This window comes from Bacteriovorax sp. As-1 (assembly GCF_058446905.1).
In genome coordinates, this window is sequence record NZ_CP184341.1 from 732090 (window position 1) to 758795 (window position 26706).

A 26706-nucleotide genomic window follows, 5' to 3' on the forward strand; every position below is an offset into this window, starting at 1 on the left:
AGCTCTAAAGGGGCAGAGTATTTTTTACATAAACCCCCCAGCACTCCTTTATTAGTTCTACAATAAGCCCATGAAAACAATCCCAACACTTGCTCTGCTTTTAGGTAGCTTTATTACGACTTCAGCTTTTGCCGGCGACTGCCCTTTAAAGGAGAAAAGTCCGGTTATTGAAGCGTATGCCATTTCCAGCTCAGGACAAATGGACTGTCGGTATGTAACCAATGTCGAAGACATGATTATTGGTGTTCAAAAATTTAGTGAAGAGAAGGTTCCTGTTAATCTTTTTGTTCAGCATATTTTCGACAACGCAAGCTTTGATGGTGGAACTATTATTCAGGTACCAGAACGCTTAATTTTCACCAGCGAGTTTGGTCAGGAGTATCCAACGACAGTTGTGGCCAACCTGGCAACTGTCGCCCATGAATACGGCCATGCCCTCTTAGAGAAAAAACTTGAGAATGAACTTTTAAAACAATTCCCTCAATACGCAGGATTTATTCCTCTTAGTCAGGAAATTTCCGCGCTTAAAATTGCGGCCCTGAAAAATCCTGATTCAAAAGATATTCAACAAGAACTGGAAGTAAAAAACAAAGAGCTTCTAGCAAACAAAAATTTTATCCTTTTTGCCCGTTTAACAACTAGCTACTCTGAATTGTACGCTGATGTTGTGGCCAATTATCACCTTGATGATAAAAGTGCGATCTTTAGTGCCCTTTATTACGACGAAATGAACGACAGGGCCTTTAAAATGGTTCAGACCCGTGACTTCAATACAGAATTCACTGACCGCCATAAAGTGTTTATGACAGAAGAGCACGGCTACTTTGCTTATACTAGAACTTATATTGGCAAGAATTTATGGCCAAAGAATCTCAATGAGAAAAAAGTGATGTTAAAGAAAATTGGCGATGCCATCGTCGAAGAAGTCAGAAGCCTGCTGACAAAAGGATCAGATCTGCCTGATTACGAAACGGCCAACAAACTTTTAATTGAAAGACTAAAAAAGATTAAATAAAAAAGGCCGCATCGAGCGGCCCTTTTTTATCTTAGAATTAACTGTCCTTCCCTGATTTTATCCAAGGCCTGCACCATTAAACGAGCTGCCTCCTGTGGAGCATGGAAACCTGCTGAGTTTTCTGCTTCTACAAAGTCGATTAAGAACTGTGCTTCTCTTTGAAGATTTTGGGCCTTCTTAATTTTTGCCGGATCAAAATTTTTGGCCTGTGCATTTTTCAGATCAGTAATAAAGGCCATCAGTGCATCTAGCGCTCTATCGCGCATTTCAAGATGTCTTGATTGAATCAACTCTACTTTGTTTAAAAGCTCTGACTCTGGTGAATGGTGGCAAGTCTGACATGACTTATTGATATTAAGAAGTGGGCTTCTCGCTTGGTGATCTGTGATTTTCATCGCACCAACACGCTGGTAAGGCATGTGACAGTCAACACATGAAACTCCTGACTTTGCATGAACACCCTGGCTATACATTTCAAACTCCGGGTGTTGTGCTTTAAGAACCGGTGCTTTTGTCTCAGCATGAATCCAGTCTTTGTGACCATTTTCCTGATACTCTTTTAAGATCTCGTCGCCCTTAATTCCTTTATCCCAAGGAAAGGTTAAGCGCTTTTCAGGTCCCTTGAAATAGTATTCAACATGGCATTGAGCACACACAAATGTGCGCATCTCCTGGCGTGTGGCCATTTTGTTAACTTCATACTTTTGAACACCAAGAGTTGCCTTGTACTTTGCAATCCCCTCCATAAAAGCAGGGCGAGTGACTCTTAACTGCATGCTCTGTGAATCGTGACAGTCGATACAACTCACCGGATGTTTCACACCTTTAACTGCTTCGTGGTAAGGCATCTTATTCATAAGATCAAACCCTTTTTGAATATCTCCATTACCAAGTTTATACATCATCGGATAAGTTGAAGCGTGACAGTTTAAACAAGCTCCCGGTTGCGGTACTTGCTGGCGCCCTGTGAAGAGTTGATCTTCCAGCATGTAGGCGTGCCCTCTTTCTTCACGGAAGTCTTTACTAAAAGCGTATCCTAACCACATCATCTTTAAACGCGGGTCTTCTTTTAATTTGTCCTGGGCCACATTATCGCGAGGATCCGCACTCGTAGGCATACGTGGAATAGATTCAGATCCACCATGTTTAGTGCGAACTTGATCAACTGTTTTTAAATAAGAGTCATACTGTAGAGGAAAATTCTTTCCCCAAACTGCCGGGTCGTCTTCTAATGGAGAGATTTCGACCACGCGAAAGAATGGATTTTTCTGCTCGCTCTTTTTCACTGCAATGTCAGTAGCAAGAAAACCAATTCCCGCACCCACAATGGTAAAGACAACAACGATTAAGGCCAATTGCTTTTTATTCATTTTCCCCTCTTAATGACTGTGACCAACATCCCTATGGCATTGCACGCATGAGCGCCCTTCTAATAAAGGCTTCTCGTGCGGGGCCGAATTCATTAAATCTCCATGACAGTGCAGACATGACTTCATGGCAATATCAAAATTATGTTCTCTGATTCTAATGGGGTCGCGGTATTTACCGCTAGTGAATTTCCATCCGTGGTTAAACCCATTTTCTGCTTTATTGAGGTATTTAAGATAAAACTCTTGAGGAGAATGACATGAATTACAAGTCGCCACACTTTTATGCGACGATTTGGACCAACTATCATATTGGTCTTTCATAATGTGGCAGTTTACGCAGGCCTTTGGATCATCCTGCAAATACGAATAACCTTTCCCGTAGATGAAGGTAAAAGACCCCAATCCTAAAGAGAGACCAATCACTGCGCAAAGAATAACGAAGATGGTTATCTTGCTTTTCAAGAACTCTCCTTTCGTGAGAAGTATAGCAAGAAGAAAATTTTTTACAAAACAATTTTTATGATGATGAATGTCAGTAAATCTGAATTGCTCAACTATAAAAGACGTTCTACTATTGCTGCATGCTAAAATTAATTTCTCTTTTACTTCTCTTGAATTCGTCTGCTTCATTTGCCAATGAAGAGGAAAATTTTGTCTGCTCGGCTTTTTACGTGAAGCCCCTTGTTACCAAGGTCAACGCACCTAATGCACGCGACAAATTCAAGCACTGTTCAGTCTCTTGTATGCTGACACTTCGATGCGGAACACTGGATGCTTACAGTGCCGGTCTTCTCAAAGAATTGCTAGATATAATGGGAATGGGAAATCCTGAAACGGCCGACATTCGTGCGAACGTGGCCGGGATTGCTTTTGCTAAAAAGAAAGAAGCGACTAATGACGAAGAATGTATGGATCTTTGTGGAAAACTTTATCCCTGAGTTGCCGCAGCCTGCTTCATAAAAGCTTCAGGATCTTTTAGATAAGCTCCCGTCACCATATCCATCGTCAAGATGTGATTTTCAATCCATGACTTGAATTCGAATTCAAAATAAAATTTTAGCAGACTCACGTCTTTAGTTAAAGCGTACTCTTGAAAGAGTTGATACATAATTTTCTGGACGCGCTTATGCTCATTAGAGTGACATCCTAAAATCGGACAATTCGTTTCTGCCATCATGTCTTCTTCAAAGAGAAAATGATCTCTCAAGTGAAAAGCAAACTCTTCCAGCATTTTTTCGATGCGAGCGTGGTCATAGTCTTTGGTTGATGTGAGGTATTCGTAGATAGTATTGGCCAGTTCAAGCTCTTCAGCGTGAACTTCGTTCATGTCTTCGAATGGGACTTTATTCATTTTTTGGGTATCAAATAGCATAGGCTCCTCTTTACTTTAAAAAACCATAATTGCCAAAAAGAAACCATGACTTAGGTCGCTTTTTCACCATTAGTGAAAAGATAATAATAGCTTAACTTGCACCCCTCGTCATAATTCTGCTATCTCTGACCCAACAATTTATATGGAGGTCACTATGAAACTCGCTCTTGCGGCCCTTCTGATTTCTTTTATATCACAATCAAAAAAGACAATTGTGAAATCATCGAGATTGGCAGTGGTGATAGTGATGGTGAATGTGAGTAAATACAGAATCGTAAGATAAGACAAGATCATCCTAACCGATGGTCTTTTTTATTTTCACTATCCCATTTAATTGAAGTTTCAAGGTCGACTCGACGAAGTTTCTTTGCACCGAGAAGTAGCATTTGTTAAAATTTTACTATGGAAATCCAGACAGCAAATCTAATTTTAAGACCTTTTCAAATGTCCGAGTCACTCTGAAATCTTCTGGAACTGTTATCGGTAGCTCTAGCGTGTGGATCAGAAGTGATATCCATAAGCACGGTGGATTAGGCTACATTCTTAACAAACAACTTTGGCGCAAAGGATACGGTACTGAGCTTGCTGCAGCCTTGGTTAAATTTGGATTTGAGACAATTACTCGAAAAAGTAGGATTTAAGCAGGAAGGATATTTGCGTGAAGAGCTCTTATCACGAGGGGGTTTTTATTAGTGCTGGCTTATGTTGTTATTGGCCCAAATGCTGAAGCAATTCTTTTTTTATATTCAGATATCAATCCTGAATTTTTTTTTAAAAACTATTTTTTGAAATTGTTTACAAAAGTAAAGATGGCGCACCCTGAGGGATTCGAACCCCCGACCAACTGGTTCGAAGCCAGCTACTCTATCCAGCTGAGCTAAAGGTGCGCATTGGAACCCTTAGTATAAAAATGAAAGCACGATTTAACAACTTTTGCCCTCAAAATTGCCCTCTAAACCCCTAAAAATGCCTCCTTTTTACACAAAAGCTTGCGAGTTTTGACCTCTATCGCTATAAACCTCCCATGACAAATTTAGTTTCTGAAAATATCCCAGGCTACACTCTGCTCGATTCTGGTTTTGGTAAAAAACTCGAAATCATCGCAGGGGTTACTGTTGAACGTCCCTCTCCTCAGGCCATCTGGGCCCCGCGCTTATCTGAAGGTGAATGGAAAAAAGCAACGTCAGTTTGTATTAGAAAGTCTGATGGTGGCGGAACTTGGCAACACAAAAATAAAGAGCCACAAGACTTAGTGCTTGAATGGGAAAAACTAAAATTCAAATTAAAGTTCACTTCTTTTGGCCATTGCGGAGTCTTCTTTGAACAGCAAGCTGTTTGGAACACACTTGTTCGTGAAACAGAAGCACTTCAAAAAGAACTGGGACGTCCAATTAAGTTTTTAAACTTGTTTGGATACACTGGATGCGCCAGCCTTGCTGTTCTTTCAACAGGGGCAGAAGTTTTTCATGTGGATTCAAGTAAAGGAGTTCTGACTTGGGGAAGAGAAAACGCTGAACTCTCTAAGTTAGACACTAAAAAAATTAAATTCGTTCAAGAAGACGTGAGAGGGTTTATTAAACATTCTCTAAGAAAAGGTTTCAAATACGATGCAATCCTGGCCGATCCACCGAGCTGGGGTCACGGGGCCAATAAAGAAGTCTGGGAATTTGAACAGATGATTCATGAGATGGTTACGGATTGCTACAACATCCTAAACCGCGAAAAGAGTTTCTTCTTTCTTTCTTCTCACACTCATGGTGTGCAGTCGGAAGCTTTAAGAAACATCATGAACGATCACAAATCAAAAAAGGAAATCGTGGTTGGAGAGCTAGGTGTTCGCCACTCAAATGACCCGAGAATTCTTCCAGCTGGAATCTATTCTCTTGCTAAAAATATCGTTTAAATTCTTCCGGCAATGGAGCGGTGACTGAAATCAGTCGCCCTTGGAATTGAAACTCCAAGTGATGAGAGTGCAAAAACAAGCGCTCAGCCTTATCAGGTTTGCCATAAAAAGCATCGCCCATCAGAGGGTGATTGCGAAGTGCAGATTGGACTCGGATCTGGTGCATACGTCCTGTTTCCAGTGTAAAGCTCATGAGTGATACACCGTTTTTATATTCTTTCTTTTCAAAATATGTAATGGCCTTCTGTCCACCTTTTAAAACCTTCACCATCTTTTCTTTATTCTTCACTTTCTCTTTTTTAAGAAAGTCTTCCATCATCCCCTTCTCACCTTCCCATTCACCGTGAACTAAAGCGATATAGGTTTTCTCAATCGTCCTTTCATCAAATATGGCCTGGATGTCTTTATTTATTTCTGGATTTTTAGAAAAGAGCATGGCGCCAGATGTGTCTTTGTCCAGGCGGTGAAGAATCGCCAGCTCCGGATGATCTTTTTTTAGAATGTCGTAGAGGTTTTCGCGCGACTTATCCACCGTCGCGTGAACGATTAAACCAGAAGGTTTATTGAAGATTAGAAAGTCAGAATCCTCATATAAGACTTGAATCATGCTTGATATGTTAGCAAAATGACCGAAGTCATGAAACAGAAATAAGACCTTAAAACCTGTATAAGACCTGCTCTTCATATGAACGGGGCCTTTTGTTTGTAATTTGTTAAGAAATCTGCACCTGTCTAAATCTTAGACACTCTCTTTTTCCTATCCCATGGAATTTTAAGCCTAAATCCTCGGCCCCCTTCTTGCTCTCTATGCTCTGTAATCAATGTCATTTCTGTGGGAGATCTTTTTATGAAGACTTACTCATTATTTGCTCTTTTACTGCTTGCAGTCTCTTTTGGAGCTTCTGCGGGTTTCATCCCACAGAAGAAGATCTTAGTTTCTGTTGGTGATTTAAAAGACAACAAAAGCAAAGATTGGAAAAGAAGCACATGTCTTCAGGTCTACACCATCGCTAACCAAATTACAGAAAACGGAACAAACATCACTTGTCGTGAATTCGACACTGATAACTTTATGGATGCCGATTTGGGAAAACTCTCTAAGTCGTATGACTACCACTTACGTATTACTAAAAATAGTGACTCTTCTCTGGCCATGGATATCACAAACTGGTCGCGCGTTCACGACTCTGACTTTAAAGCAGTTGGATGGAACTTCCAGGATAGCCCGACATCAAAAGCTTCTAAAGAAGACGCTTTTGCCAAAGTTCTAGGTAACATCTTCTTATACGCTGACAACGAACTTGCCTATAAGGCCGGAGTTCTTGCTAACGGTGCATTTGAATCTAACCAGATTTCATACGATGAGAAAAAAGGTGTATTCTTAGACAACATGACGATGGAGCCCATCTCTATCAACAAAGCAATCACACTTTATGAAAATGAATCACCAAGAAAGAAGAACTATTTAAGAACTGGTATTGAAATCGGAGTTCAGCTTTCAGCGGCCATGGCAATCTATTACAAGAACCTGGTCTTCAACCAGGTTGACTTCGACTACTCTCTTTCATCAGGTCTAAAAGGAAAATACGTCACAGGTGACGCTATCCTTTTTGACGACAACGATAAATTCTCAAACTACGGCCACACTTACGCCGGAGTAATGTACTACCAGACAGCGCGTACAAACGGATTTAACTCTCTTGAGTCAGCACTTATTGGATTTGCTTCTTCAACAGCATGGGAAACTCTTGAGTACCATGAAGTTATGTCAATCAACGACCAGATCTTAACTCCTATTGGTGGTTATGTTATCGGTGAAGCAACTTACCAGATCTCATGTGCACTTGTTTCTAAAAATTCACTTGGAGCAAAAGCTCTTGGTTATACTCTGAACCCAAATATGGCGCTAAACCATGCTCTGGATAAAGCTTATAAAGGCGATAAATACGCTGCTCAACCAGACTGTAAAAAGCCACGTTGGTCAGACATCTCAGTCTACGTTGGTCTTGAAAAAGGACAAAAGGCCTACGAGCCATCTAAAAATAGCGACTACGTGATTGGTATGAACGCGACAGTTGTAAAGATGGAAGACTACAACAAAGAAGGTAAAGGCGGACAACTCGTTTACGATACAGCAATGTCTAAAATGATCGTGGAGCTTAACGGTAACCAGGGACTAACAGATCTTCGAGTTGTTGCTCAAGTTGTAATGGCGGCCTACCACCAGAAGAACATGACAAAAGATGAAAAAGGACAACTACGTGGATACGACCTGGTCGTTGGTATCGGTTCGGGATCAACATGGCATGACCGCGGAGGCGCAGAGCTTTCAGATAAAGAAGATTTCTACGGTACAGTTAATATTTTAGGAGCAACAGCTCACGCCAACATTAACTACAATGGCTTTAACATAAGAGCGGACTTCGGTATCTACGGTGACTTCGCGATGGTAAAAGCATACTCACTGGAAAAATACAGAACAGCTAACGGTGGAATTGATAACGAATCAAGCGTAATGAAAAGAAAAGGATACTACTGGGGAGCTGGTGCTTCGGCCATCGCCGCCATCTCAATCTCAAAAGGAAGATGGGAGGTTGGATACTGGGGACAACACTCTTCAGCGACAAGTATCAATAATAGAAACAGAGTTGAGGCGACAAGCGGAAACACATTCTCGGATACAATGCACATCAACCGCGTGTATGTAAGCTTCAGCTTAACAAAGAACTTAAAGCTTCAACTTTCTCACGAGTACAATATCAGAACTGGTTCAATGAATGGTGATGCTTTTGAGACGAAAGAAATCGAAAAGAGAACAATGGGAACACTGGTTTATAAGTTTTAAAGCTTTCAGGGTGCCCTAACACCCGGGAGCATATAAAAAAAGGGCCTCTTATTGAGGCCCTTTTTATTTTTTACTCTGCTACTTCTTCCATTATCTCGCCCGATTCTTCATCGACACGGAACGGAGTATCCGCGATGTCTACGCGGTGACGACACTTAGGACATTCCAATTGCTTACCATTTTTCTTCGTAAACTTCTCTCCCATAACCGGGTGGCCACACGAAGGGCAATCGAAGGCGTATGGTTTTGTCCACATAGCGTTTGAACACTCAGGGTAGTTTGAACATCCGTAGAATAGTTTTCCGTAACGGCTTTTCTTCTCTGCGAATTTACCAACCTTACAAAGCGGACATTGAACGTCCAGGGTAAATGGTAAAGTCGTCGCACACTGAGGGTAATCCTCACATGCTAAGAACTTCCCGTATTTCCCTTTTTTAATCGCTAAACGCTTGCCGCACGTTGGGCATGGGTCTTTAGCGAATTCTTTTTCAATAATTGTGATAACGCCATCCAGAGACTTTTTAAAGTCTTCTGTAGAGTTACAGTCCGGGTAGTTTGAACAAGCAAGGAACTGCCCGTTTTTCCCCCACTTAATCTGGTATTCACCATCAGCGCATTTGCGGCAATGAACCCCAGTTGGGATCGATTGCTTTTTAAGGTTCTTCATTTCGTCTTTCGCTTTTTCAAGCGTCAACTCAAACCCTTTCCAGAATTCGCGAAGAACTTTCTTCCAACTAACGTCGCCTTCTTCGATCTTATCCAGAAGCTCTTCAACCTTAGCGGTGAATTCAATATCCATAACGTCAGGGAAACTCTCCACTAACATTTTGCACACGACGTTTCCAAGTTCAGTTGGAACGAAACGGTTTTCAATTTTTTCTACATAGTTTCTATCTTGAATGTTTGAAATGATTGCCGCGTATGTAGACGGGCGCCCGATTCCATCTTCTTCAAGAGCTTTAACCAGAGAAGCTTCATTAAATCTTGGAGGAGGTGAAGTCCAGTGCTCTTCCATGTCGATTGCTTTCTTCTGAGCGAATGTCTCACCTTCTGCGATATCTGGAAGAAGTCCTGTTTTCGGTTCTTCATTTTCTTCTGAATCGTCTTCGTTCTTTTTGCTTTGCTTTTCAGCAAGAGAATCAAGATATACAGTTCTAAATCCCGGGAATTTTACAATCGATCCGTTTGATTTAAAGTAGTGCCCAGCTGCTTCGAAAGTGACAGTTGTCTGATCAATAACCGCAGGGGCCATTTGAGATGAGATAAACTTATTCCAGATTAGCTCATAAAGCTTTTGTTGATCAGGATCCAAATCACCACGCACTTCATCCGGTGTGAACTCAAGGTTAGTTGGACGGATGGCCTCGTGGGCGTCTTGTACCTTACTTGTTCCCTTTTTCTTATAAACAATTTCTTCAGCAGATAAAGAATCTTTTCCGTACTTCTTTTTGATGTAATCGCGAAGAGACTTCATTGCTTCCGGCTCAGTTCTCACCGAGTCCGTTCTCATATAAGTGATCAAACCTTGAAGACCGTGGTCTCTTAGTTGAACCCCTTCATAAAGCATTTGAGCAACCATCATCGTTCTCTTGGCCGTAAAGCCCAGCTTGTTAGCGGCTTCCTGCTGAAGTTTAGATGTTGTAAATGGCGCTGTTGGGTTTTGTTTTCTTTCTTTTTTCTTAACTTCGATTGCTTTTAGTGGCTTGCCTTTGATGTCTGCGAGAACACTCTTTGCAAGTTTTTCTCCGGCGTTTCCATCAAGTTCAGTTTTCTTCCCTTGCTCTTCACCGTAGTAGCGCACTTCAAAGTTAATACCTTTCTTTTCAAGTTCACCTTGAATTGAAAACCATTTCTCTGAAACGAATTTTTTAATCTGGTCTTCGCGCTCAACAATAACTCTTAAAGCTACCGACTGAACACGTCCCGCTGAAATCCCTCTTTGAACTTTGTCCCAAAGGATTGGCGAAATTTTGTAACCCACAAGACGGTCAAGAACACGTCTTGTCTTTTGCGAGTCATACATTGGCTGATTAAGTTCAGTTGGATTATCAATCGCATTTTTAACCGCAGTTTTTGTTACGGCGTTAAAAACAACTCTGTGGATCCTTTTCTTTTTTCCGATTTCTTCAGCAAGATGGAAAGCGATCGCCTCTCCTTCGCGGTCCATATCTGGTGCGAGGTAGATTTGGTTGGCATGACGAGCGAGTTCCTGAATTCTTTCGATCTTATCTTTTTTTCCAGTAATCGGAACAAGGTCTAGGGCGAAGTCATCTTTAACATCAACACCTAGTTTTGATTTTGGAAGGTCTTTGATGTGACCGTTAGACGCCACAACCTGAAATCCCTTCCCTAAATATTTTTTAATGGTTTTTGCTTTTGACGGAGACTCAACGACCACCAGGTCATAATCTCCGTACACTTTTTCATTGTCGTCTTTATCTGCCTTGCTTCCAGCTACTTTCGGAGCTTTTTTGGCCACGACAGCTTTTGCTGCTTTTGCTGGTGTCTTTTTCACGACGACTTTTTTCGCCGCTTTTTTAGCAACTGCTTTTGCACACATGTTTTTTACCTTAGTGTCTTAATTAAATTTTTGGTAACTACTTTTTGAGATCAGTATTCAACAACTCATCCACTTCTTCAAGGTCAAACTCAGTCAGACCGTATGGATTCTCTTTGTTGTTGATGTCTTCATCGAGATACTTTCTTCCGATGTCCTTCTCAATTTCGTTTAGTGACTCGAATGCATTAGGATCTTGTTGTTTAGATTTCTTCTCTAATTCTTCAAGACTCTGCTGCTCCAGGAACTTATCCTCATCCACTTTCGATTCATTGAGAGAGCCCTCAGCATCTCTAATTTCCGACTCGAGACGATCTAACTCTTTAACATCGCGCTCAGAGTCTTTGATTACTGACTTGTCGCGCTCCTGACGCTCTAGCTCTTCTAGCTCGTCTTCGGTTAATTGAATTTTATCAGCTTTATTTAAAATATCTTGGCTTACATCATCAAGATTTAACTCTACGTCTAACTCATCAAGAGCTTTGCCTTCCATTTTCTTGACGTCAATAAGCTTGTCTTTGCCTTTTAAGCGAATACTTCTCGCCTGTTCTTCCTGAGTTCTTGTAATTGCAATACTTCCCACTGCAATTTCATTCATTGAGCCAGTAATTAGAGCGGTAGCAAAATTGTCAGTAATATTAATAACTGTCAATTCACCAATCTTATACGTCGGGCTTGGAGTGATTTTTCTCTGAGTCCCGCGATCAACAAAAGAGTAAATATCAAAAACATTTCCTAACTCGACTCCATCGGCGCGCCCACGGTCAAGATAAACGACATCTCCGTAAGAAAGGCCCGAGATAGAATCGCGGTAACTGCCAATAATGGCCGCTTCAACATTTCTTCTACTAAACGTCTTTGCAAGTTTTCCAATTTTTGGAGTGTACACAGTGATGCGGTCTTTTCTTTGAACAAGTCCCGACTGCTCTACAACCTGACACTCCCAAACGTCGTCAATCTTTCTAATGGCCTTAATTTGTGCCGTTGTCGTATATAAAAATCCTGAACGATCAGACACCGGATGTTTCACTTCTCCACCCGAAGTATAAACTGAGAACATATCCCCTGGTTTGACCTTCGTTGATTTGTCGAAATTAACATAAAGAGTTTCAAGTTTATTAATAAAAACAGACTCTTTCGGTGACGCTTTAATCTCCCCTAAATCCTGAACAACGTTGGTTGTAACAAAGGTATTTAAGAAGAAACCTTCTTTGTAATTGAAAACAATTTTATTGCTCTTATCAAAACCACTGCTGTCGTAAGCTTCAGACGGCTCCGCAATAACGATATCTGACATTGGTGGATCATATTTTTCGTATTCAGTATTGCGCTGTTGTTTTTCCAAACGCTCTAAATCTTCATATGTCTCTTCCGAAGCAAACTGGAAATACACCCCTTGATCCAGAAGCTTCTTTCTTTCCTGAATCCAAGAAGGACGGTTCCTATCATCTGAACTTGTGTAAGCTCCACCGCCTTTTGCTCTTTCAATTTCATCATCGCTAAACTCGCCCACTTGAACTTGCGGGAAAGTGTCGGCATCCCCTGTATCGAAGGCCAGGATTGTTCCCGGTTCAATCTCATGGGGGTTGGTAATCTGCGGATTTAGCGACCAGATTTTTGAATAATAAAAACCTGAACCAAATAACGACTTCGAAATTTTCCAAAGGTAATCACCTTTTTGAACTTCGTATTTCTCTAATTTTGACTTAATCGCCAGGTCATCCCACTCCTTTGGAGTGATTTTATGCTGAACGTATTTAGAAAGCTCTAAAAGCTTCTTCTCTTCACTTCCGACATCAAAATTAACGCCTTCATCGGCGATAATTTCCGCTTTATCATCGGCCGCACTAGAAACATTCTGCCCCTTAGGACTGACAACGTTTAAAGGCCCTTTTTGATCGGCCGGCTCAATCGGAGCCTTGCCTTCCATGTCTGTTGGGTTTTTAACTGGCTCTTTATCAAAAACAATTTCCCCTACATCTTCTTTTAAAGACTGGAGGTCATCTTGTTCTTCGAGAGTCGACATCTGCACATCTGTCGTTGGTGCCGAAGCAGAATCGCCCGATGGGTTCAGTGATTCAAAAACATTTACTTCTTCCAGGTCAGCATTTGTCGGCTCTTGCGCGTGAACTTTCCCACTAGCAAGACTCGCCAATAAAACCAAAAATAAATACTTGTTCTTAGATACTGCCATCCTAGCCTATCCTTAACTTTTAAGTTGCTTCAAAGAAATCGTGTAAAAGCGAATAATACTTCGCTTGTTTTTCAGGTTGTTTTAGTTTTTCACTGCACACAACCAGTTTCCCCAGGGCCTTGATAACAAATCCTGAGAAGGCATATTTTCCAATGATTTCTTCATACACTTGTGAGGCCAGGTCAAATTCACCTTGAGCAAAGAGAAGATCGCCCAACATCATTTTTGCGCGGACAACGATTTGCTTTTCTTTTGAAGCTTCAAGCTCTTTTAAGATGATGAGTGCCTGCTCAAACTTATTAACCTTAACTAACTCCTGCACTTCGCGCAGTCTTGAGATCTGGTCATCAATTTCATCTGTATTGTTAACAGTCTTAACTCCCATACTTGTTGGAAGGGCCGGACCTTTTTCTTCTTTAACTGCTGCAAGCGCATCTACGCCATCAAGATTAGGTGCATCTGGAATAGCGTGATCAATCTTATTCACTAACTCAGAAGGGTCAAGCACAGTGCTCTCCGCAATTTCAGGCCTCTTCTGTTCATTAGGGTTTGCTGCTGGCTGAGCAGCTGCAACTTCTTGTGATTTTAAATTCTTGGATTGATTTAAAAGATCGTTGTACTTTCTAGCAAGCTCGTCATATTGCTCTTTTGGAACTGTCGACGACTGCGATTGCACTCCATCATTTAAAGCAGAGTCCACTGTTTGATCGCGATGCAACCAAAGCGATGAACATGAGGTTAGAAACAGGGTGCTACATAATAGCAAACCGCTGTTTATGGCCTTACTGGCATAAATCCTCTTCACTTTTTGTCCTCCATGACTTGTAAATGTGAATGCGATAACTTAACTTTTATTCTAAATCAGATCAGATACATGTCAAACGTGTTTTAAGGGTTCTATGTCAAATCAATACAGTCAACTTTTTCACTACATCATCAGACTTAATAAAGAAGATTCAGCTTTTTTTTATTTCCAACTCGAGGCCAACGATGGCATCTGCTTTTACTCAACCATTGAGCACCCCCATCACGCTCAGTATAGAGACATCGAACTCCGTGGCGATCTAAACTTAAAAGGTGAAATGGAACAAATTCTAAAAGAGTGTTCTAAAAAATTTAAAATCGATATATTACTTGATGAAACCATTGCGGATAAAAAAGGTTAAGTATGAAAAGAATTTTTTTAATTGCCCTACTCCTTATTAGTGCTTCTTGTTCGACGACACCGGTGACGGGAAATAAAGCATTTTTATTAACATCATCTGAAAGTGAAAATAAACAAGGTGAAGAAGCTTACAAAGAAATCCTTTCAAAAGAAAAAGAAGTGAAAGGAACTCCTGAAGCAAAGATGGTTGAAGAAATCGGAAAGCGTATCGCCGCTGTCGCCAACCAACCAGACTTCAAATGGGAATTTAGAACACTTCAAAGTGATGAGCCCAATGCTTTCTGTCTTCCTGGTGGTAAAGTGGCGGTCTACACTGGTATTTTTAAATACGCTAAAAATGAAGCAGGACTGGCAACAGTTATGGGTCATGAAATTGGACACGCTATCGCTCGTCACGGTGGTCAGCGCATGAGTCAACAAATGGCCACGAATGGACTGCTTGCTGGCCTTGCCGTTGTTGGTCTTTCAAAAATGGACAACACAAAAAAGACTGTCGTCATGGCCGCTCTTGGAGCAGGTGCAACTTACGGAATCATTCTTCCTTTTTCAAGAAAACATGAAACGGAAGCGGATGAGATTGGATTAGTGCTAATGTCAAAGGCCGGATATGATCCTCGCGAATCAGTAAACTTTTGGGATCGTTTTTCTCAAGCGAGTGCAGGAAAAGCCCCTCCTGAATTTTTATCAACTCACCCCAATAGCACGAATCGCAGGGATCACTTAAGAGAACTTCTGCCAAAGGTGCTTCCTGATTACGAAAACTCAGCAAAACTTGGAACTGGAAAAAATATCTAAAAAAAAGGCTCCCGAGGGAGCCTTTTTTATTTCTTCTTCGCTTTCTTTTTATCAGCTTTCTTCTCTACTTTCTTTTCTTCCTTAACCGGTGCCGGCTCTGGGTAATTAAGTTTTACCACTACCGCAAAGTGATCTGAAAACCCCATCTTCTCTTTTGTCTTGGCACTTGTATCGAAACGATTCGGCACCATAAAAGTCTTGACGTCTTTTTCATCTTCACTTCCCAGACCTTTTCTCACTTCTTTAAGGGCAAACTTTGGCAGGTAGATTTCAAAGCTCGCTACGTCGATCTCCAGGTCTTTTCCATCCTTAAGAGCACTCGTAAAGAAAATATGGTCCAGCATGTTCCACTGGTTTTTTGGAGGATAATAGTAAGTTCCTTCCGGTAATTTCTTTTTTACATCGTCGCTAATTGATTTATCAGCTTTGAATGTGTCGGCAAGATCTGAAAACAAGTTGTCTTTATAAAGAACTGTTTTAAACGGGTGCGGATTGTTTTCATCAATCGTATTGAAGTCTCCCATCGCAATAATTCCCATATTAGGATTTTTTGCCAGGATTTCTTTTACTCTTGTCGCTAGAACTTCAGCGGCCTTCACTCTCCATGAGTCTGGGTTTGCTAATGATGGCCAGTGGTTTACAAAAATAGTTAACGGTTGTCCGCCAACAGTAAACTCGACTTCAAGGATATTTCTTGATGGGTAGTCAACAGGAACGTGGTGTTCAGCGCGAGAGATTTTTTTGATGTCTGGTGATGTCTTGAATAAAAGAGCAACGTCTACTCCGCGGTTATCCGGGCTATCCGTCATCTCCATATTTTCGTAGCCAAGTTTTTTAGCTAAACGCCCAACAACATTTGGATTTTCAACCTCAACAAGTCCTAAGAAATCCGGGAGACCAGCTCTTTCTTTTGTGACAACATCAACGATCTGAGAAAGTTTGATTTCAACTTTTTCTTCAGTCCAGTCAGCGTCGTAGCACTCTTGTCTTCTGTATTTACTTTTTTCTTTAGCACAGGCCTCTTTTTTTCCCGAAGCATCTTTTGGTAAAAAGCTCCAGTCAATTTTGCCTTCGTCATGAGTAGCATCAAAAAGGTTTTCTACGTTGTATGACATAATCTCCACAGACTTTGCCTGTGCATTGACTGCCATAATCGCAAGTAGCAATGATAGAATCATTTTCATGAAATTAAGCTCCTTCTTAAGTGAATGAGCCTAAAATCTAACAGACTTAGAGTTCAGTGACTAGCGAAAGCACGTCGTCATGATGGGTTTTCGTTTTGACGTCATCCATTATGTGCTTGAGTTTCCCATCGCTCCCAATAATAAATGTTGTGCGAAGAATCCCCATGTACTCGCGTCCCATGAATTTTTTAAGGCCCCACACTCCGTACTTTTCAGCAATCGCATGGTCTGGGTCAGAAAGAAGTTCGAAATTTAGTTTTTCTTTCTCAATAAATTTTTTAAGTTTTGCCGGCTCATCTGGACTGATTCCAAAAACAATAGTGTTAGCTTTTGCCAATTCTTTTTTAGAATCACGGATACCACAGGCCTGAGTCGTGCATCCCGGAGTCATTGCCTTGGGATAAAAATAAAGCACGATCGTTTTATCTTTGATCTTCTTTAAATCAACTTCTTCTCCATCTTGATTTAAAAGAGAGAATAAAGGTGCTTTTGTTCCGACTTTAGGAAAGGCCATGAGATCTCCTACCACTTGTTTCTTAATTCACGAAGTTTAATGAAAATAGTTTTATCACTCTCGCCTTGAAGCTGCAAATGCTGCTGAATCTCTGCTTCTCGAAGGCGAAGAAAAGTATTTATCTCACGCTCTTTTTTAATATCGTTAATGAAAAAGACTTCATTGAGATTGATGCCCTCTAATTTATTTAAATAGGCCTTCGCACTTTTATTGCTGGCCTCAATGTTGAGAGTGAATTCCAGGTTTCTTTTTAAATACTCATGCCCAGGATAAATGAGAAGTTCATCTGGGTATTGAGAAAAAATTCCGCTAATTGTTTCATACAGCACTTCAGGATTCCCGCCATTGTGACAGTTGCCCACTCCCGCATTGAAAAAACAGTCCCCAGTAAAAAGCGCATGAGGCGCACCTTTTTCTTTAAGCATTAAGCAAATATGAGACATCGTGTGCCCCGGTGTGAAAATGGCCTCCAGAGACCAATCACCACTTTTGTAAACGACATCGCCATCTCGCAGGTCTTTTGTTTTTCCCGGGATATTGGCCTTCTCATGGGCATAAACTGGACACGAATAAACTTTTAGAAGCTCCTCATTGCCTGAGTAATGATCGCAATGATCATGGGTATTAATAATCCCCGCGAGCTTCTTGTCCTCACCTAAAAAGTCCTTAACTTCCGAGGCATTAAACGGATCAATGCAATAAATGGCCCCATCAGAAAAAGTGATGATATAGCAGAAGTTTCGTAGGGTATTCTTAAAGAAGATTTGCTTAACTTTCATAGGCTTCATACTATAATAGTTAAGAGAGGGTTTAAATATGGAAGCTAGTTTTTTTACCAAAATTTTTTTAGTGGCCCTATTCGTTAAAAGTCTAATTGAAAGTATCTTAGACAAACGCAATATGGACCACATTATCAAGCACAAAAACGAAGTGCCGGAAAAATTCAAAGATCAGATCACACTCGCTGATCACCAAAAAGCTGCGAGCTATTCGGTCGAAAAAATTAAAGCATCGCAAGTTTTTCACTTAGTGGACTTAGTCGTTTTTCTAGGACTGACCCTTCTGGGTGGGCTAGAACTCATTAACCACTTTGCGATGGGCTTTTCGACTTCACCGATTATGACCGGGCTTATCTTTTTTGGTTTCCTGGGAATTTTTAGCAGTATCGTTTCTCTTCCCAAGACACTTTATTTCACCTTCGTTATCGAGGAGAAGTATGGTTTTAACAAAACGACATGGAAAACATTTCTGGGAGATATGTTTAAGGGTGCTTTATTAACAGTGATTCTTGGTGGCCCTATCGCCTACGCTATTTTATGGTTAATGGCCAAGATGGGGAATCTGTGGTGGGTCTACACTTTCCTTTTCCTGAGCGCAGTTCAATTGCTGCTTCTTTTTATTTACCCGACTTTTATCGCACCAATCTTCAACAAATTCACTCCACTTGAAGAGGGTGATGTGAAAAATAAAATTCTCAATCTTCTTGCTCGCTGTGGATTTAAAAGTTCAGGTCTTTTTGTAATGGATGCTTCAAAGAGAAGTGGTCACGGAAACGCTTATTTCACAGGCTTTGGAAAAAACAAGCGCATCGTCTTTTTTGACACTCTCTTAAAGAGTCTTGATGCTGAAGAAGTTGAAGCTGTTTTAGCTCACGAACTTGGTCACATGAAAAAGAAACACGTGATTAAAGGAATGATCAAAGGATTTCTTTTTAGCTTTATTGGCCTGGCCGTTTTAGGTTACTTAAAAAACAACACGGCCTTCTTTAACGGCCACGGTGTTCAGACCATCACAGACTATATGGCCTTAACTTTGTTTTCAATGGTGGCCGGAACATACACTTTTCTTCTGACTCCACTTTCATCTTACACTTCAAGAAAGTACGAATACGAGGCTGATCAATTTGCCTCTGAGAATGCTCAGGCGAGCAAACTGATTTCTGCTTTAGTGAAGATGTATAAGGACAACGCCAGCTCACTGACGCCAGATCCGGTTTTTAGTAAGTTTTATTATTCTCACCCTCCCGCGCTGGAGAGAGTGAGTTTCTTAGAGAAATTACAAGGCGTAAGGGCGGAAGTCCGAGCGAACTAAAGAATACATATGCATATCGCGGGGTTTACCTTTTAGGTACATCGAAGCTTTTAAGGTCCCCTCGTAATGCATCCCTAACTTTTCCATCACTCGCGAACTCTGCGGATTTAAAACATCACAACGACACTGAAGTCTTTCAATTGCAAAATGATTAAAAGCATAATTGATGATCGCTTTTGATCCTTCAACCACTAATCCCTTTCCCCAATGCTCTTCACTTAAAGCGTAAGCAAGTTCAAAGATGCGGTTTTTAGGACTTGCGGGAATAAGCCCCACGCTTCCGATAACTCTTGCCTTTGGGTCATCTTTTAAAACCAACACCATTGGCTCTGGTGCGCCTTTGGCGTAAGAGCTTTGGGCATAGTCGATAAATTTCTGAGTATCTGCCACACTCTGGTGTGGCTCCCACGTTACATAACGGGCCACATTTGGGTTCTGGCAGTATTCAAAAATATCATTCAAGTCTGTTTGTTTTACTTTTCTTAAAATTAGGCGCTCTGTCTCAAACGACTCTACAGGAAAAGGCGCAAACTCTTCTAATAGAGGAAAGCTCTTCACTTCTTCCTTAAAAAAAGTTTCGAGCTCAGGAGTAAAAGCTGCCAGCCTGTTACAATCGATATCCAGCTCGGCCACAAAGTGCCCGGCCTTATCGGCAATCGGAACCACAAGCTCCGAGCGAGTCTTTAAACTACACGCGATATGAGTAGAATCCTTAGTCACATCGGCCACATTAACCGTGCGCTCTTCTCTTAAGGCCATTCCACAAAAACCGCGGTCAATAGGAATTCGGACGTGATCGGTGTGTTCGCCAATAAATGGCCCTAGAACTAAGTCTGTCGAATTCAGCTTATGCAGGTAACTTTCTTTGTAGTAAATCCCAATCCAGTCACACACCGCTGGCTGTTTTGATTTAAGAGTTTCAAGCCACGCTAAAACTTTAGCGAAATAAATATCCATATTAAGCTGTCTTGCTAAAAAGCACTTCGTTGAAAACAGTTTTTAAATGATCGAAGTATGGTTTTCTGTATTTTTCGATTTCGTTGTGAATTTCATGGTAGGCACCATCAAAAACTTTAAGCTGGAATGATTTATCTACCGTCGTAAAGTATTCGATCAAATCGCGACTTCCCACCACATGGTCCGCTCCCCCAACTGAAACATAACTTGGGCATGTTGATCTCAGAGGTCTTGAGAAAGTGCTCTTAACCGTCTTCATGATTTCAAACATAAGTTTTGATTCAAGCTTGAGTGAATTTAATGGATCTTTGATGTAGTCATCTTTTACACGTGGATCGTGAGAAAGGTATTTTAAATCAACTAACCCACCAAGCCCTACTGAATAAGGCAAGCTGCTGGCCGAATTAAAAAATCCCATCGGCAGAACTTTTACCAGCGTTCCTAAGAAACCATCAGCACCACACGGTGGAGCATTGACGATCAGGCGCTCTGGATAAATATTTTCATCTACATAATTTTGAATGAATGAACATGTAATGAGAGCACCCATTGAGTGTCCGAAAAGCACGTAGCGGTTCATGCGGTATTTTTCTTTTAAAAATCTCGTGATCTCTAAAAGGTCTTCCATATAAAGATTGAAATCTTCGATATAAGCTTTTTTCCCCGTGCTTCTGCCGTGGCCTCTTAAATCGTATTGAAAAATGTTGAAGTCGTGGCCGAAGAGGTCCACTAAGTATTTGTGGCGCTCAAGGTGTTCCTGGACTCCGTGAGTAGCGATAATCCAGACCGGGCTTCCTGACTCTTTCACTTGAGTGTAGAGTTCAGCTCCGTCGCGCATTTTAAGAAACTTTTTATCCATGAACATTGGGGCCCCCAAAAAGAGTGATGCCCCAATTCTACAATAAGATCTAAATAAAAAACAGCCTCGAAATTATTTCTTCAGCAGGCGGCACTCACGCCCTTGGTATGAGTATTCAGTGACTTCGTTAAGAGGTACAACTTCAATACCTTTGTCTCTGAAAGTCTTTAAAAGAACTTCTACTGTGTCTACCGAACGAGAATGGATATCGTGCATTAAAACCACGCCCCCTCCCATTGGGTTTCTGATAGTGTATTTCTCTTTTTTAGGTTTCCCTGACCATCTACCTTTTACCATGTTGTAAGCTGTTCCACCTTCGATGTTCGCCAGGATATTTGAAATAACATCGCTCTGATCCATTGGTTTTAACCAATCCAGAGAGTCAATATCCCAAAAAGCAAAGTTAATACAGTTGTCGCCAAAAAGTTCCTGAGAAACCTCTTTCATCACGTTCATGTGGTGGTATGAAAGAGAACCTGCTCCATACGCTCCGTATGGAAAACGGTAGTAGATCTCTCTATTAGGAGCATCTACGCTCTCAAGTACCTGAGCAACGTTTAAAATCGATTTCTTTAATCCTTCTCTATAATCCACTTCTGATTTTGAATTGTTGTTCTCGTGATCATGGTGGTGGCTGGCGACAATATGGCCTTCACTCGCTACGCGCTTAATAAGCGGAAGCGTTTTATCGTTAAATTTTTCTGAAAGCATGAAGAATGTCGCTTTCACATTATACTTCTTTAGGATTTCCAGAAGACGCGGAGTTTGCACTGGATCTGGTCCATCATCAAAAGTTAAAACAACTTTTTTAGTCCCAAAAAGCGAACGTGCTTTATATTGATCAAAACCAGTGTCATGTCCTGGTCTATAGTCTTTTCCTTCTTCAGGGAATTGTTTATCTGTAATAACCTGAGCGTGGCCCACAGAAGATAAAAGTAATAATGCTGCCAGAGTTAATGTTTTCATTTTTTATCCGTGGTTATTAGTTGCAAAGTTTTTCAAATTCAGGATTCACTTTCCCCGCTTCATACTTGATCATCGTCCAGTTATGAGCTTCATCGGGGTTATCTTTAAAGCGGCAAAGGTTTCTAAAGACACGACTTGTGTCACTTGCACTCAAGTTCATTTTTTTTACATTTTCTAAAACGCTGATTACTGTATTGGCATCAGACATCGCAAAAACTTCTTCAATTTCCTGAGCGACCAAGCGCTTATCTGAAGGGTTCTTCCCTCTAGCAATACGAAGAAGAGCGTCTGCTTTTGCCGTTCCTGTGTAATCAGCAGTAAGTTTAATCAGTTCATCTGTCTTAATGCTTTCACTGTCAAACTCGCGCAGGATATCCAGCGCTTCAACTTGCAGCATTTCTGCATCTGAAGCAGCTAATTCATGCAGCATTTCCCAGTTCACCTGAGACTTAAGAGACTCATCTTTTCTGAGACTCTCTTTCATAATTTTTAAGTTTCTATTGATAAGAATGTGCGCCGGCGTTCTCTGGTCATCAAAGTACGCATCGTCTTCGCCTCTTGTGGTCATTCCACAGAAGTCTTTTTTCAAACAAGCATACATATCAGGAATATTGATTTGAGCGGTTTTAAAGAAGCCCTGGGCATTCTCTCGGCTTACCAGAGTCTCAGGTTTAGCAGCATAGTTAGTAATCTGCTTCCACTCGTCACCTTTGATGTTTTCTGGTTTTAAATTTTTTGTGATTTTTACAAAATCGCCTTGTAAAATTTCTTCCGGCGTTTTGTCTGTCTTGACTTCAACTGTCTCAGAAGGGACAGGAGTGGTGGTGGATATTTTCCACCACACACCTGCTAATCCCAAGACAACTAAAATAAGGGAAATTATTTTTTTCATCGTAATTATTACTTTAAAACTTTATCCAGTGCAGTTCTGTTATTAGTTGCAGCTTTTAGGTTGCTTGTTACTTCCATTACAGCGTCAGCAACTTCTTGCTCAAGTTTAAAGTCAGCAACCATATCTACTGATAAAGTTCCTTTAAAGTTTAAAATCTTGTTCAGGTTTTTCTCGAAACCTTTGTCATGGTGCTTGTATGGAGATGATGAATCATCAAAGCGACAAGTTTTAGAGATTGACCCTGAGTTATATTGTCCGGCCCACACACCTCTGATCAGGTTGATGTAGCTTACTTTTGTCTTTTTAAACAGACCTGAATCAGCAATACACTTGTATTCTGTTACGTTTCTGTAAACAGGGTTGAAACCTTTCATCAGGTGACCGATTCCGTATTCAAGTGTTGATTGAACACTTTCATATTTTTTGTTCGCTAAGAAATCGTCAAAGTGCCATCTGATAGAAACTTGCATAAGCGATAAGTCTGTACCGTCTCCACCACGGATGATTTGTGTAAGTTTGTCTGTCTTGATAGCTTCACAGTTTGGAAAAAATGGTTTTTCTGCTGTCTTGAAGTATTGGTTAAACAGGTTGTAGTTTGTTTCCCCTGCTTTTTTAACCAGGTCACCGTTGTTGACTTCAGTTCTACAAATGTCTGATCCTTCTACGCCTCTGTACTGAATGTAGAGACCTTCTTGCATAGGAACTGTAAGCGCCATAGTAAGAATTGCGTAATAAGCTTGAGTGTCTCCGGCCTCAAGGTACTTTTGTCCTTGTCTGTCGGCCTCTTTAAGAATCAAGCGAACAAGGTCAGATCCGTACTTGTTCTTAGCAGCTGCGTTCCCTTGGTCGCGGAAAACTGGACCCGCAAGAGTGATTTCCGGGTTGATTGTGTACATCATTCTGTCCAGTGCCTTGTTACGTGCTGGCTCTGCAGAGAAAGCTGATGTCGTCATGATTGAAAGTGCTGCGATAGTACCCAATAATTTTGTTGTCATAGATTACCCCCCATAAATTTTGTAGTTTTTTACTCTTCCGAAAAGGCCTTTTTCAAGGGGGGCTGTATTTTTTTTACGGTATGAAGATTTTTCATACAAAGGGATTTTTGCTGGTCTTTCAAAAAATAGGGGGCTAAAAGATGGCCACTATTTTAGGACTAATTCTCAATCCAATTATAACGGGGGAACACACATGAGAAAACACATTGCGCCTATGATGCTACTTTCGGCACTGGCAATTTCACCAGTAGCTCACTCACAAGAAGCTGCTCTAGACAACGAAGAGGTAACAACACCTGCGGTTACTACTTCAAGCAATATTTATTATATTGCTCTAAATGGACTAAGAGTTCGTTCAACTCCAGAAGACGCTGGTAAAACAATGGGCGTTCTTTCACTAAACGAAAGAGTTCGTCTGGTTAGTCCTGAACTTATTAATGATAAGTATGTTCAGATCGAAATCATCAAAACTGTAAACAAAATGCTTCCTTCAGAAAAATACTATGTTGTGCGCCAGTACCTTTCTGAAAAAGTAATTGACTACAAAGAATTCACAGGAAAATACTTTACAGTTCTTAACGTAGCGACAGAAACTCTTCGTATCTATGAAAGACAATGTGCTGACAATTCTTGTCCACACAAAATGATTATGGAAACTGAAGTTGTTGTTGGTGAAGACCGCGACCACCCGGCAGCTGAAAAAGGAAAAGGACGTTCAGTTCTTGGATCGTACCGTTTAACTGGATGGGCAAAATTCTATCAAGACGGTGAAGGTCACTACCCTGCATGGTACAAAGATGGATACCCTGATCTTCCAAAAATCGGAGAAAACGATTGGACTGACTGGTTTAAGAGCAAATATATGCCAGCAGACGCTAACGGTAAAAAATATGGATCAATGAGAGGAGCTTTTGGTTGGTACGCTGGTTTCGTAGCACCAAACCCATTTGGTCAATGGACACACGGTACTGTTGGATGGGGAGAAGATAAAGATAAGTACATCAAGAAAACAAAAAAACTTATCACAAACATTGTTTCTGATCCAAGAAGCTCTGGTTGTACAAGAAACAACAACGAAGCTATTGCATTCATCAGACAAGTTATCGACACTGGTGCTCCAATGATCAAGATCTACGCTAAAGAAGCACTTCTTGACCAATCACTTTCTGATTACAGAGAAGATGGGAAGCAATGGCAGTACATCATGACAAAAAAGGCCGGAGAAAAAGCTGACCGTGCAGAAGTTCTTCAATCACTAAAAGTTAGTGGAAACGAAGTTGATACATTCTGGGCAGCAAAACGTGCTGGTGGAGAGCTAATTCTTGATCCAAAGAGTCCACTTAACCAAATCCTTGAAGTTGGAACATACGATATCGACAACCAACCAACTGTTATCGAGTACACTCCAGGGGAAAAAATGGGGAAAATTAAGCGCTCAGTGGGAAGAAAAGGAAACGTTTACGGTGTAAAATCACAGGATATGTCTGACGGTGTATTCTACATTGACGCCGGAGTTCTTTCTGGATACCACCACCCAAAAACAATTCTTGAAGTAAGTGGTTTTGAAGATGAAGAAACTCCTCCTTGGATGAACATCTCTAACTTAAACAGATAATTAATTGCAAAATTGATATCGGCAAACTTGAGGCCCCTTTACGAAGGGGCCTTTTTTTTATATGATTGTGTCTCAACTAATCGAACGAATGTTCGACTAAGGATAGACAATGACAACGACTTTCTCAAAAACGCCTTCGTACGATTTACTTCATTCATTAACATTCTGTGTATTCGACCTGGAAACAACCGGTGGGAATCATCAGCACGATAAGATCATTGAAATCGGCATGGTACGTATTCAGAACCTGCAGATCGTTGATCACAAAAGCTTCCTGATCAATCCGGAAGTTCACATTCCTGAATTCATCCAAAAACTAACCACAATTAAAGACACCGACGTTGCCAACGCTCCGGTGATTGAAACGGTTATTGATGAAATCCTGGAGTTCATGGGAGATTCAATTCTCGTGGCCCATAACACGTCATTTGACGTGCCTTTCTTTAACTCTGTCCTAAAGCGCTTAGGGAAACCGGAACTGCAAAATAAGTCGATTTGCACCAATCTCATGACGAAATACATGATCCCTAATATCTTGAGCTCGAACTTAAATTATATGAGTAAGATTTTCGATCTCAAGCACCAGAAGGCCCACCGCGCTCTGGACGACACAATGGCCTCAGCAGAACTTCTGCTGAAATACCTTTCTATCTTCATTCATAAGAAGATCGCTAAGGTTAACAGCCTTTATTACCCAAAAAATAAATTTGAGCTGGATCGTATCAACTATAAAAAAGATGTTCCTTTTGAAGGAATTATCGAGCAGATCAATTCTCTGACAACTCCCTTTCTGGTGACTTTAAAAGGTCAGGAAGGAGTGGTGCTTTTTTCTATGCCTTCCCACGGAAGAGCTGATGAAAAGGCCTATATCGTTGAAAAAGTAAAAAAGATCCCTTATGAGATGCTGACTCTTAAACTCACTGGCCCTTATTTCCAGGGTCTTCTGGAAATGTCGTCTTACTTCTCTAAGATCAGCGATGAGCTGGAGATTGAGACGATTAAAAAGCTCTGTGAATTTAACGGTATTGACCCAAAGACTGTCGATCTTCAGAACCCGCAGGAAATGCCAGCAGACTTTATCGTGATTAATCACCTGATCCCTGAGCAGTATGTGATCTACCCGCTTCGCGCGCTTCACCAGAAGCTGGAGTTGGTCTTCCGCTACCCGACTCACCAAAACAAACTAGTTCAATACATCAACTCTAAAAGTGCGAGAATGGCCCAAGGAAAAATGAAAAAAGATCACTTAAACCCGATGATCAATAACTTTCTGATCGCTTACTTAAAAGGAAGCCGCGACACACTTCTTATTCAGCGCCAGAATGCAAAGATCACCAATCAGGACCTAAAAGACCCGATTGAAAAGTTTATGAGTGAAAACCCGAACGACTACGATTTCCCTCACAAATATCTTTAG

26 protein-coding genes and 1 tRNA gene are annotated in these 26706 nt (G+C 41.0%); 11 read left to right on the top strand and 16 right to left on the bottom strand.

Annotated elements, in window-relative coordinates; all coding sequences use genetic code 11:
- Positions 1-70: 70 nt before the first annotated feature.
- Positions 71-1015: a hypothetical protein gene (locus tag ACN20O_RS03660; RefSeq protein WP_491637316.1), complete on the top strand. Its 945-nt coding sequence runs from the start codon at positions 71-73 to the stop codon at positions 1013-1015.
- 26 nt (positions 1016-1041) lie between these two features.
- On the opposite strand, the gene ACN20O_RS03665 is transcribed toward ACN20O_RS03660, so the two are convergent.
- A complete protein-coding gene (locus ACN20O_RS03665) occupies positions 1042-2385 on the bottom strand; it encodes an ammonia-forming cytochrome c nitrite reductase subunit c552 (protein WP_491637318.1) in 1344 nt (447 codons plus the stop codon).
- Positions 2386-2394: 9 nt separating this feature from the next.
- On the bottom strand, positions 2395-2847 hold the full coding sequence (gene nrfH, locus ACN20O_RS03670) for a cytochrome c nitrite reductase small subunit (RefSeq protein WP_491637320.1): 453 nt from the start codon (positions 2845-2847) through the stop codon (positions 2395-2397).
- Positions 2848-2966: 119 nt separating this feature from the next.
- Here nrfH and ACN20O_RS03675 point away from each other — a divergent pair, with 119 nt between their 5' ends.
- Positions 2967-3323, top strand: a complete 357-nt coding sequence (locus ACN20O_RS03675) for a hypothetical protein (RefSeq protein WP_491637321.1) — start codon at positions 2967-2969, stop codon at positions 3321-3323.
- On the opposite strand, the gene ACN20O_RS03680 is transcribed toward ACN20O_RS03675, so the two are convergent.
- Positions 3314-3736, bottom strand: a complete 423-nt coding sequence (locus ACN20O_RS03680; RefSeq protein ID WP_491637322.1) for a bacteriohemerythrin — start codon at positions 3734-3736, stop codon at positions 3314-3316. The genes ACN20O_RS03675 and ACN20O_RS03680 overlap by 10 nt on opposite strands.
- A 175-nt stretch (positions 3737-3911) precedes the next feature.
- Here ACN20O_RS03680 and ACN20O_RS03685 point away from each other — a divergent pair, with 175 nt between their 5' ends.
- On the top strand, positions 3912-4040 hold the full coding sequence (locus tag ACN20O_RS03685; RefSeq protein ID WP_491637324.1) for a hypothetical protein: 129 nt from the start codon (positions 3912-3914) through the stop codon (positions 4038-4040).
- 103 nt (positions 4041-4143) lie between these two features.
- Positions 4144-4398: a GNAT family N-acetyltransferase gene (locus ACN20O_RS03690; RefSeq protein ID WP_491637326.1), complete on the top strand. Its 255-nt coding sequence runs from the start codon at positions 4144-4146 to the stop codon at positions 4396-4398.
- Positions 4399-4567: 169 nt separating this feature from the next.
- Here ACN20O_RS03690 and ACN20O_RS03695 read toward each other — a convergent pair.
- Positions 4568-4644 (bottom strand) — tRNA-Arg (locus ACN20O_RS03695).
- A gap of 137 nt (positions 4645-4781) precedes the next feature.
- Between ACN20O_RS03695 and ACN20O_RS03700 the strand changes: the two genes are divergently transcribed.
- Positions 4782-5660, top strand: coding sequence for a class I SAM-dependent methyltransferase (locus tag ACN20O_RS03700; protein WP_102244554.1), 879 nt, complete (start codon positions 4782-4784; stop codon positions 5658-5660).
- On the opposite strand, the gene ACN20O_RS03705 is transcribed toward ACN20O_RS03700, so the two are convergent.
- Complete coding sequence (locus ACN20O_RS03705; protein WP_491637328.1) at positions 5644-6267, bottom strand: RluA family pseudouridine synthase; 624 nt, start codon at positions 6265-6267, stop codon at positions 5644-5646. The genes ACN20O_RS03700 and ACN20O_RS03705 overlap by 17 nt on opposite strands.
- 240 nt (positions 6268-6507) lie before the next feature.
- On the opposite strand from ACN20O_RS03705, the gene ACN20O_RS03710 reads away from it, so the two are divergent.
- Positions 6508-8505: a DUF3943 domain-containing protein gene (locus tag ACN20O_RS03710; RefSeq protein WP_491637330.1), complete on the top strand. Its 1998-nt coding sequence runs from the start codon at positions 6508-6510 to the stop codon at positions 8503-8505.
- A gap of 70 nt (positions 8506-8575) precedes the next feature.
- Here the strand turns inward: ACN20O_RS03710 and topA are convergent, their stop codons facing one another.
- From topA to ACN20O_RS03725, 3 genes are read right to left on the bottom strand one after another with little or no spacing between them, the layout of a single operon-like run.
- On the bottom strand, positions 8576-11065 hold the full coding sequence (gene topA / locus ACN20O_RS03715) for a type I DNA topoisomerase (RefSeq protein WP_491637332.1): 2490 nt from the start codon (positions 11063-11065) through the stop codon (positions 8576-8578).
- A gap of 37 nt (positions 11066-11102) precedes the next feature.
- Positions 11103-13256 (bottom strand): LysM peptidoglycan-binding domain-containing protein, encoded by a 2154-nt coding sequence (locus ACN20O_RS03720; protein ID WP_491637334.1) that lies wholly within the window; start codon positions 13254-13256, stop codon positions 11103-11105.
- Between the two features lie 19 nt (positions 13257-13275).
- A complete protein-coding gene (locus ACN20O_RS03725; RefSeq protein WP_491637336.1) occupies positions 13276-14061 on the bottom strand; it encodes a tetratricopeptide repeat protein in 786 nt (261 codons plus the stop codon).
- Between the two features lie 94 nt (positions 14062-14155).
- On the opposite strand from ACN20O_RS03725, the gene ACN20O_RS03730 reads away from it, so the two are divergent.
- The gene (locus ACN20O_RS03730) at positions 14156-14422 is read left to right on the top strand and encodes a hypothetical protein (protein WP_491637338.1); all 267 of its coding nucleotides are present in this window, start codon (positions 14156-14158) and stop codon (positions 14420-14422) included.
- Positions 14423-14424: 2 nt separating this feature from the next.
- A complete protein-coding gene (locus ACN20O_RS03735) occupies positions 14425-15216 on the top strand; it encodes a M48 family metallopeptidase (RefSeq protein WP_491637340.1) in 792 nt (263 codons plus the stop codon).
- A 26-nt stretch (positions 15217-15242) separates the two neighbouring features.
- Here the strand turns inward: ACN20O_RS03735 and ACN20O_RS03740 are convergent, their stop codons facing one another.
- Genes ACN20O_RS03740 through ACN20O_RS03750 form a run of 3 tightly spaced genes read right to left on the bottom strand, consistent with a single transcriptional unit; the run spans position 15243 to position 17693 of the window.
- On the bottom strand, positions 15243-16400 hold the full coding sequence (locus ACN20O_RS03740) for an endonuclease/exonuclease/phosphatase family protein (protein WP_491637342.1): 1158 nt from the start codon (positions 16398-16400) through the stop codon (positions 15243-15245).
- Positions 16401-16446: 46 nt separating this feature from the next.
- A complete protein-coding gene (gene bcp, locus ACN20O_RS03745; protein ID WP_491637344.1) occupies positions 16447-16914 on the bottom strand; it encodes a thioredoxin-dependent thiol peroxidase in 468 nt (155 codons plus the stop codon).
- 8 nt (positions 16915-16922) lie between these two features.
- On the bottom strand, positions 16923-17693 hold the full coding sequence (locus tag ACN20O_RS03750; protein ID WP_491637346.1) for a hydroxyacylglutathione hydrolase: 771 nt from the start codon (positions 17691-17693) through the stop codon (positions 16923-16925).
- A 37-nt stretch (positions 17694-17730) separates the two neighbouring features.
- Here ACN20O_RS03750 and ACN20O_RS03755 point away from each other — a divergent pair, with 37 nt between their 5' ends.
- The gene (locus tag ACN20O_RS03755; RefSeq protein WP_491637348.1) at positions 17731-19005 is read left to right on the top strand and encodes a M48 family metallopeptidase; all 1275 of its coding nucleotides are present in this window, start codon (positions 17731-17733) and stop codon (positions 19003-19005) included.
- On the opposite strand, the gene ACN20O_RS03760 is transcribed toward ACN20O_RS03755, so the two are convergent.
- The 5 genes from ACN20O_RS03760 to ACN20O_RS03780 all read right to left on the bottom strand — a co-directional run bounded on the left by ACN20O_RS03760 (position 18970) and on the right by ACN20O_RS03780 (position 23674).
- Positions 18970-19962: a GNAT family N-acetyltransferase gene (locus ACN20O_RS03760; protein ID WP_491637350.1), complete on the bottom strand. Its 993-nt coding sequence runs from the start codon at positions 19960-19962 to the stop codon at positions 18970-18972. The genes ACN20O_RS03755 and ACN20O_RS03760 overlap by 36 nt on opposite strands.
- 1 nt (position 19963) lies before the next feature.
- Positions 19964-20827, bottom strand: a complete 864-nt coding sequence (locus ACN20O_RS03765; RefSeq protein WP_491637352.1) for an alpha/beta fold hydrolase — start codon at positions 20825-20827, stop codon at positions 19964-19966.
- 66 nt (positions 20828-20893) lie between these two features.
- Complete coding sequence (locus tag ACN20O_RS03770) at positions 20894-21787, bottom strand: polysaccharide deacetylase family protein (protein ID WP_491637354.1); 894 nt, start codon at positions 21785-21787, stop codon at positions 20894-20896.
- Between the two features lie 16 nt (positions 21788-21803).
- Complete coding sequence (locus ACN20O_RS03775) at positions 21804-22679, bottom strand: hypothetical protein (RefSeq protein ID WP_491637356.1); 876 nt, start codon at positions 22677-22679, stop codon at positions 21804-21806.
- 8 nt (positions 22680-22687) lie between these two features.
- Complete coding sequence (locus tag ACN20O_RS03780; protein WP_491637358.1) at positions 22688-23674, bottom strand: hypothetical protein; 987 nt, start codon at positions 23672-23674, stop codon at positions 22688-22690.
- A 193-nt stretch (positions 23675-23867) separates the two neighbouring features.
- Here ACN20O_RS03780 and ACN20O_RS03785 point away from each other — a divergent pair, with 193 nt between their 5' ends.
- On the top strand, positions 23868-25289 hold the full coding sequence (locus tag ACN20O_RS03785) for a hypothetical protein (protein WP_491637360.1): 1422 nt from the start codon (positions 23868-23870) through the stop codon (positions 25287-25289).
- Positions 25290-25398: 109 nt separating this feature from the next.
- The gene (locus tag ACN20O_RS03790; RefSeq protein WP_491637362.1) at positions 25399-26706 is read left to right on the top strand and encodes a 3'-5' exonuclease; all 1308 of its coding nucleotides are present in this window, start codon (positions 25399-25401) and stop codon (positions 26704-26706) included.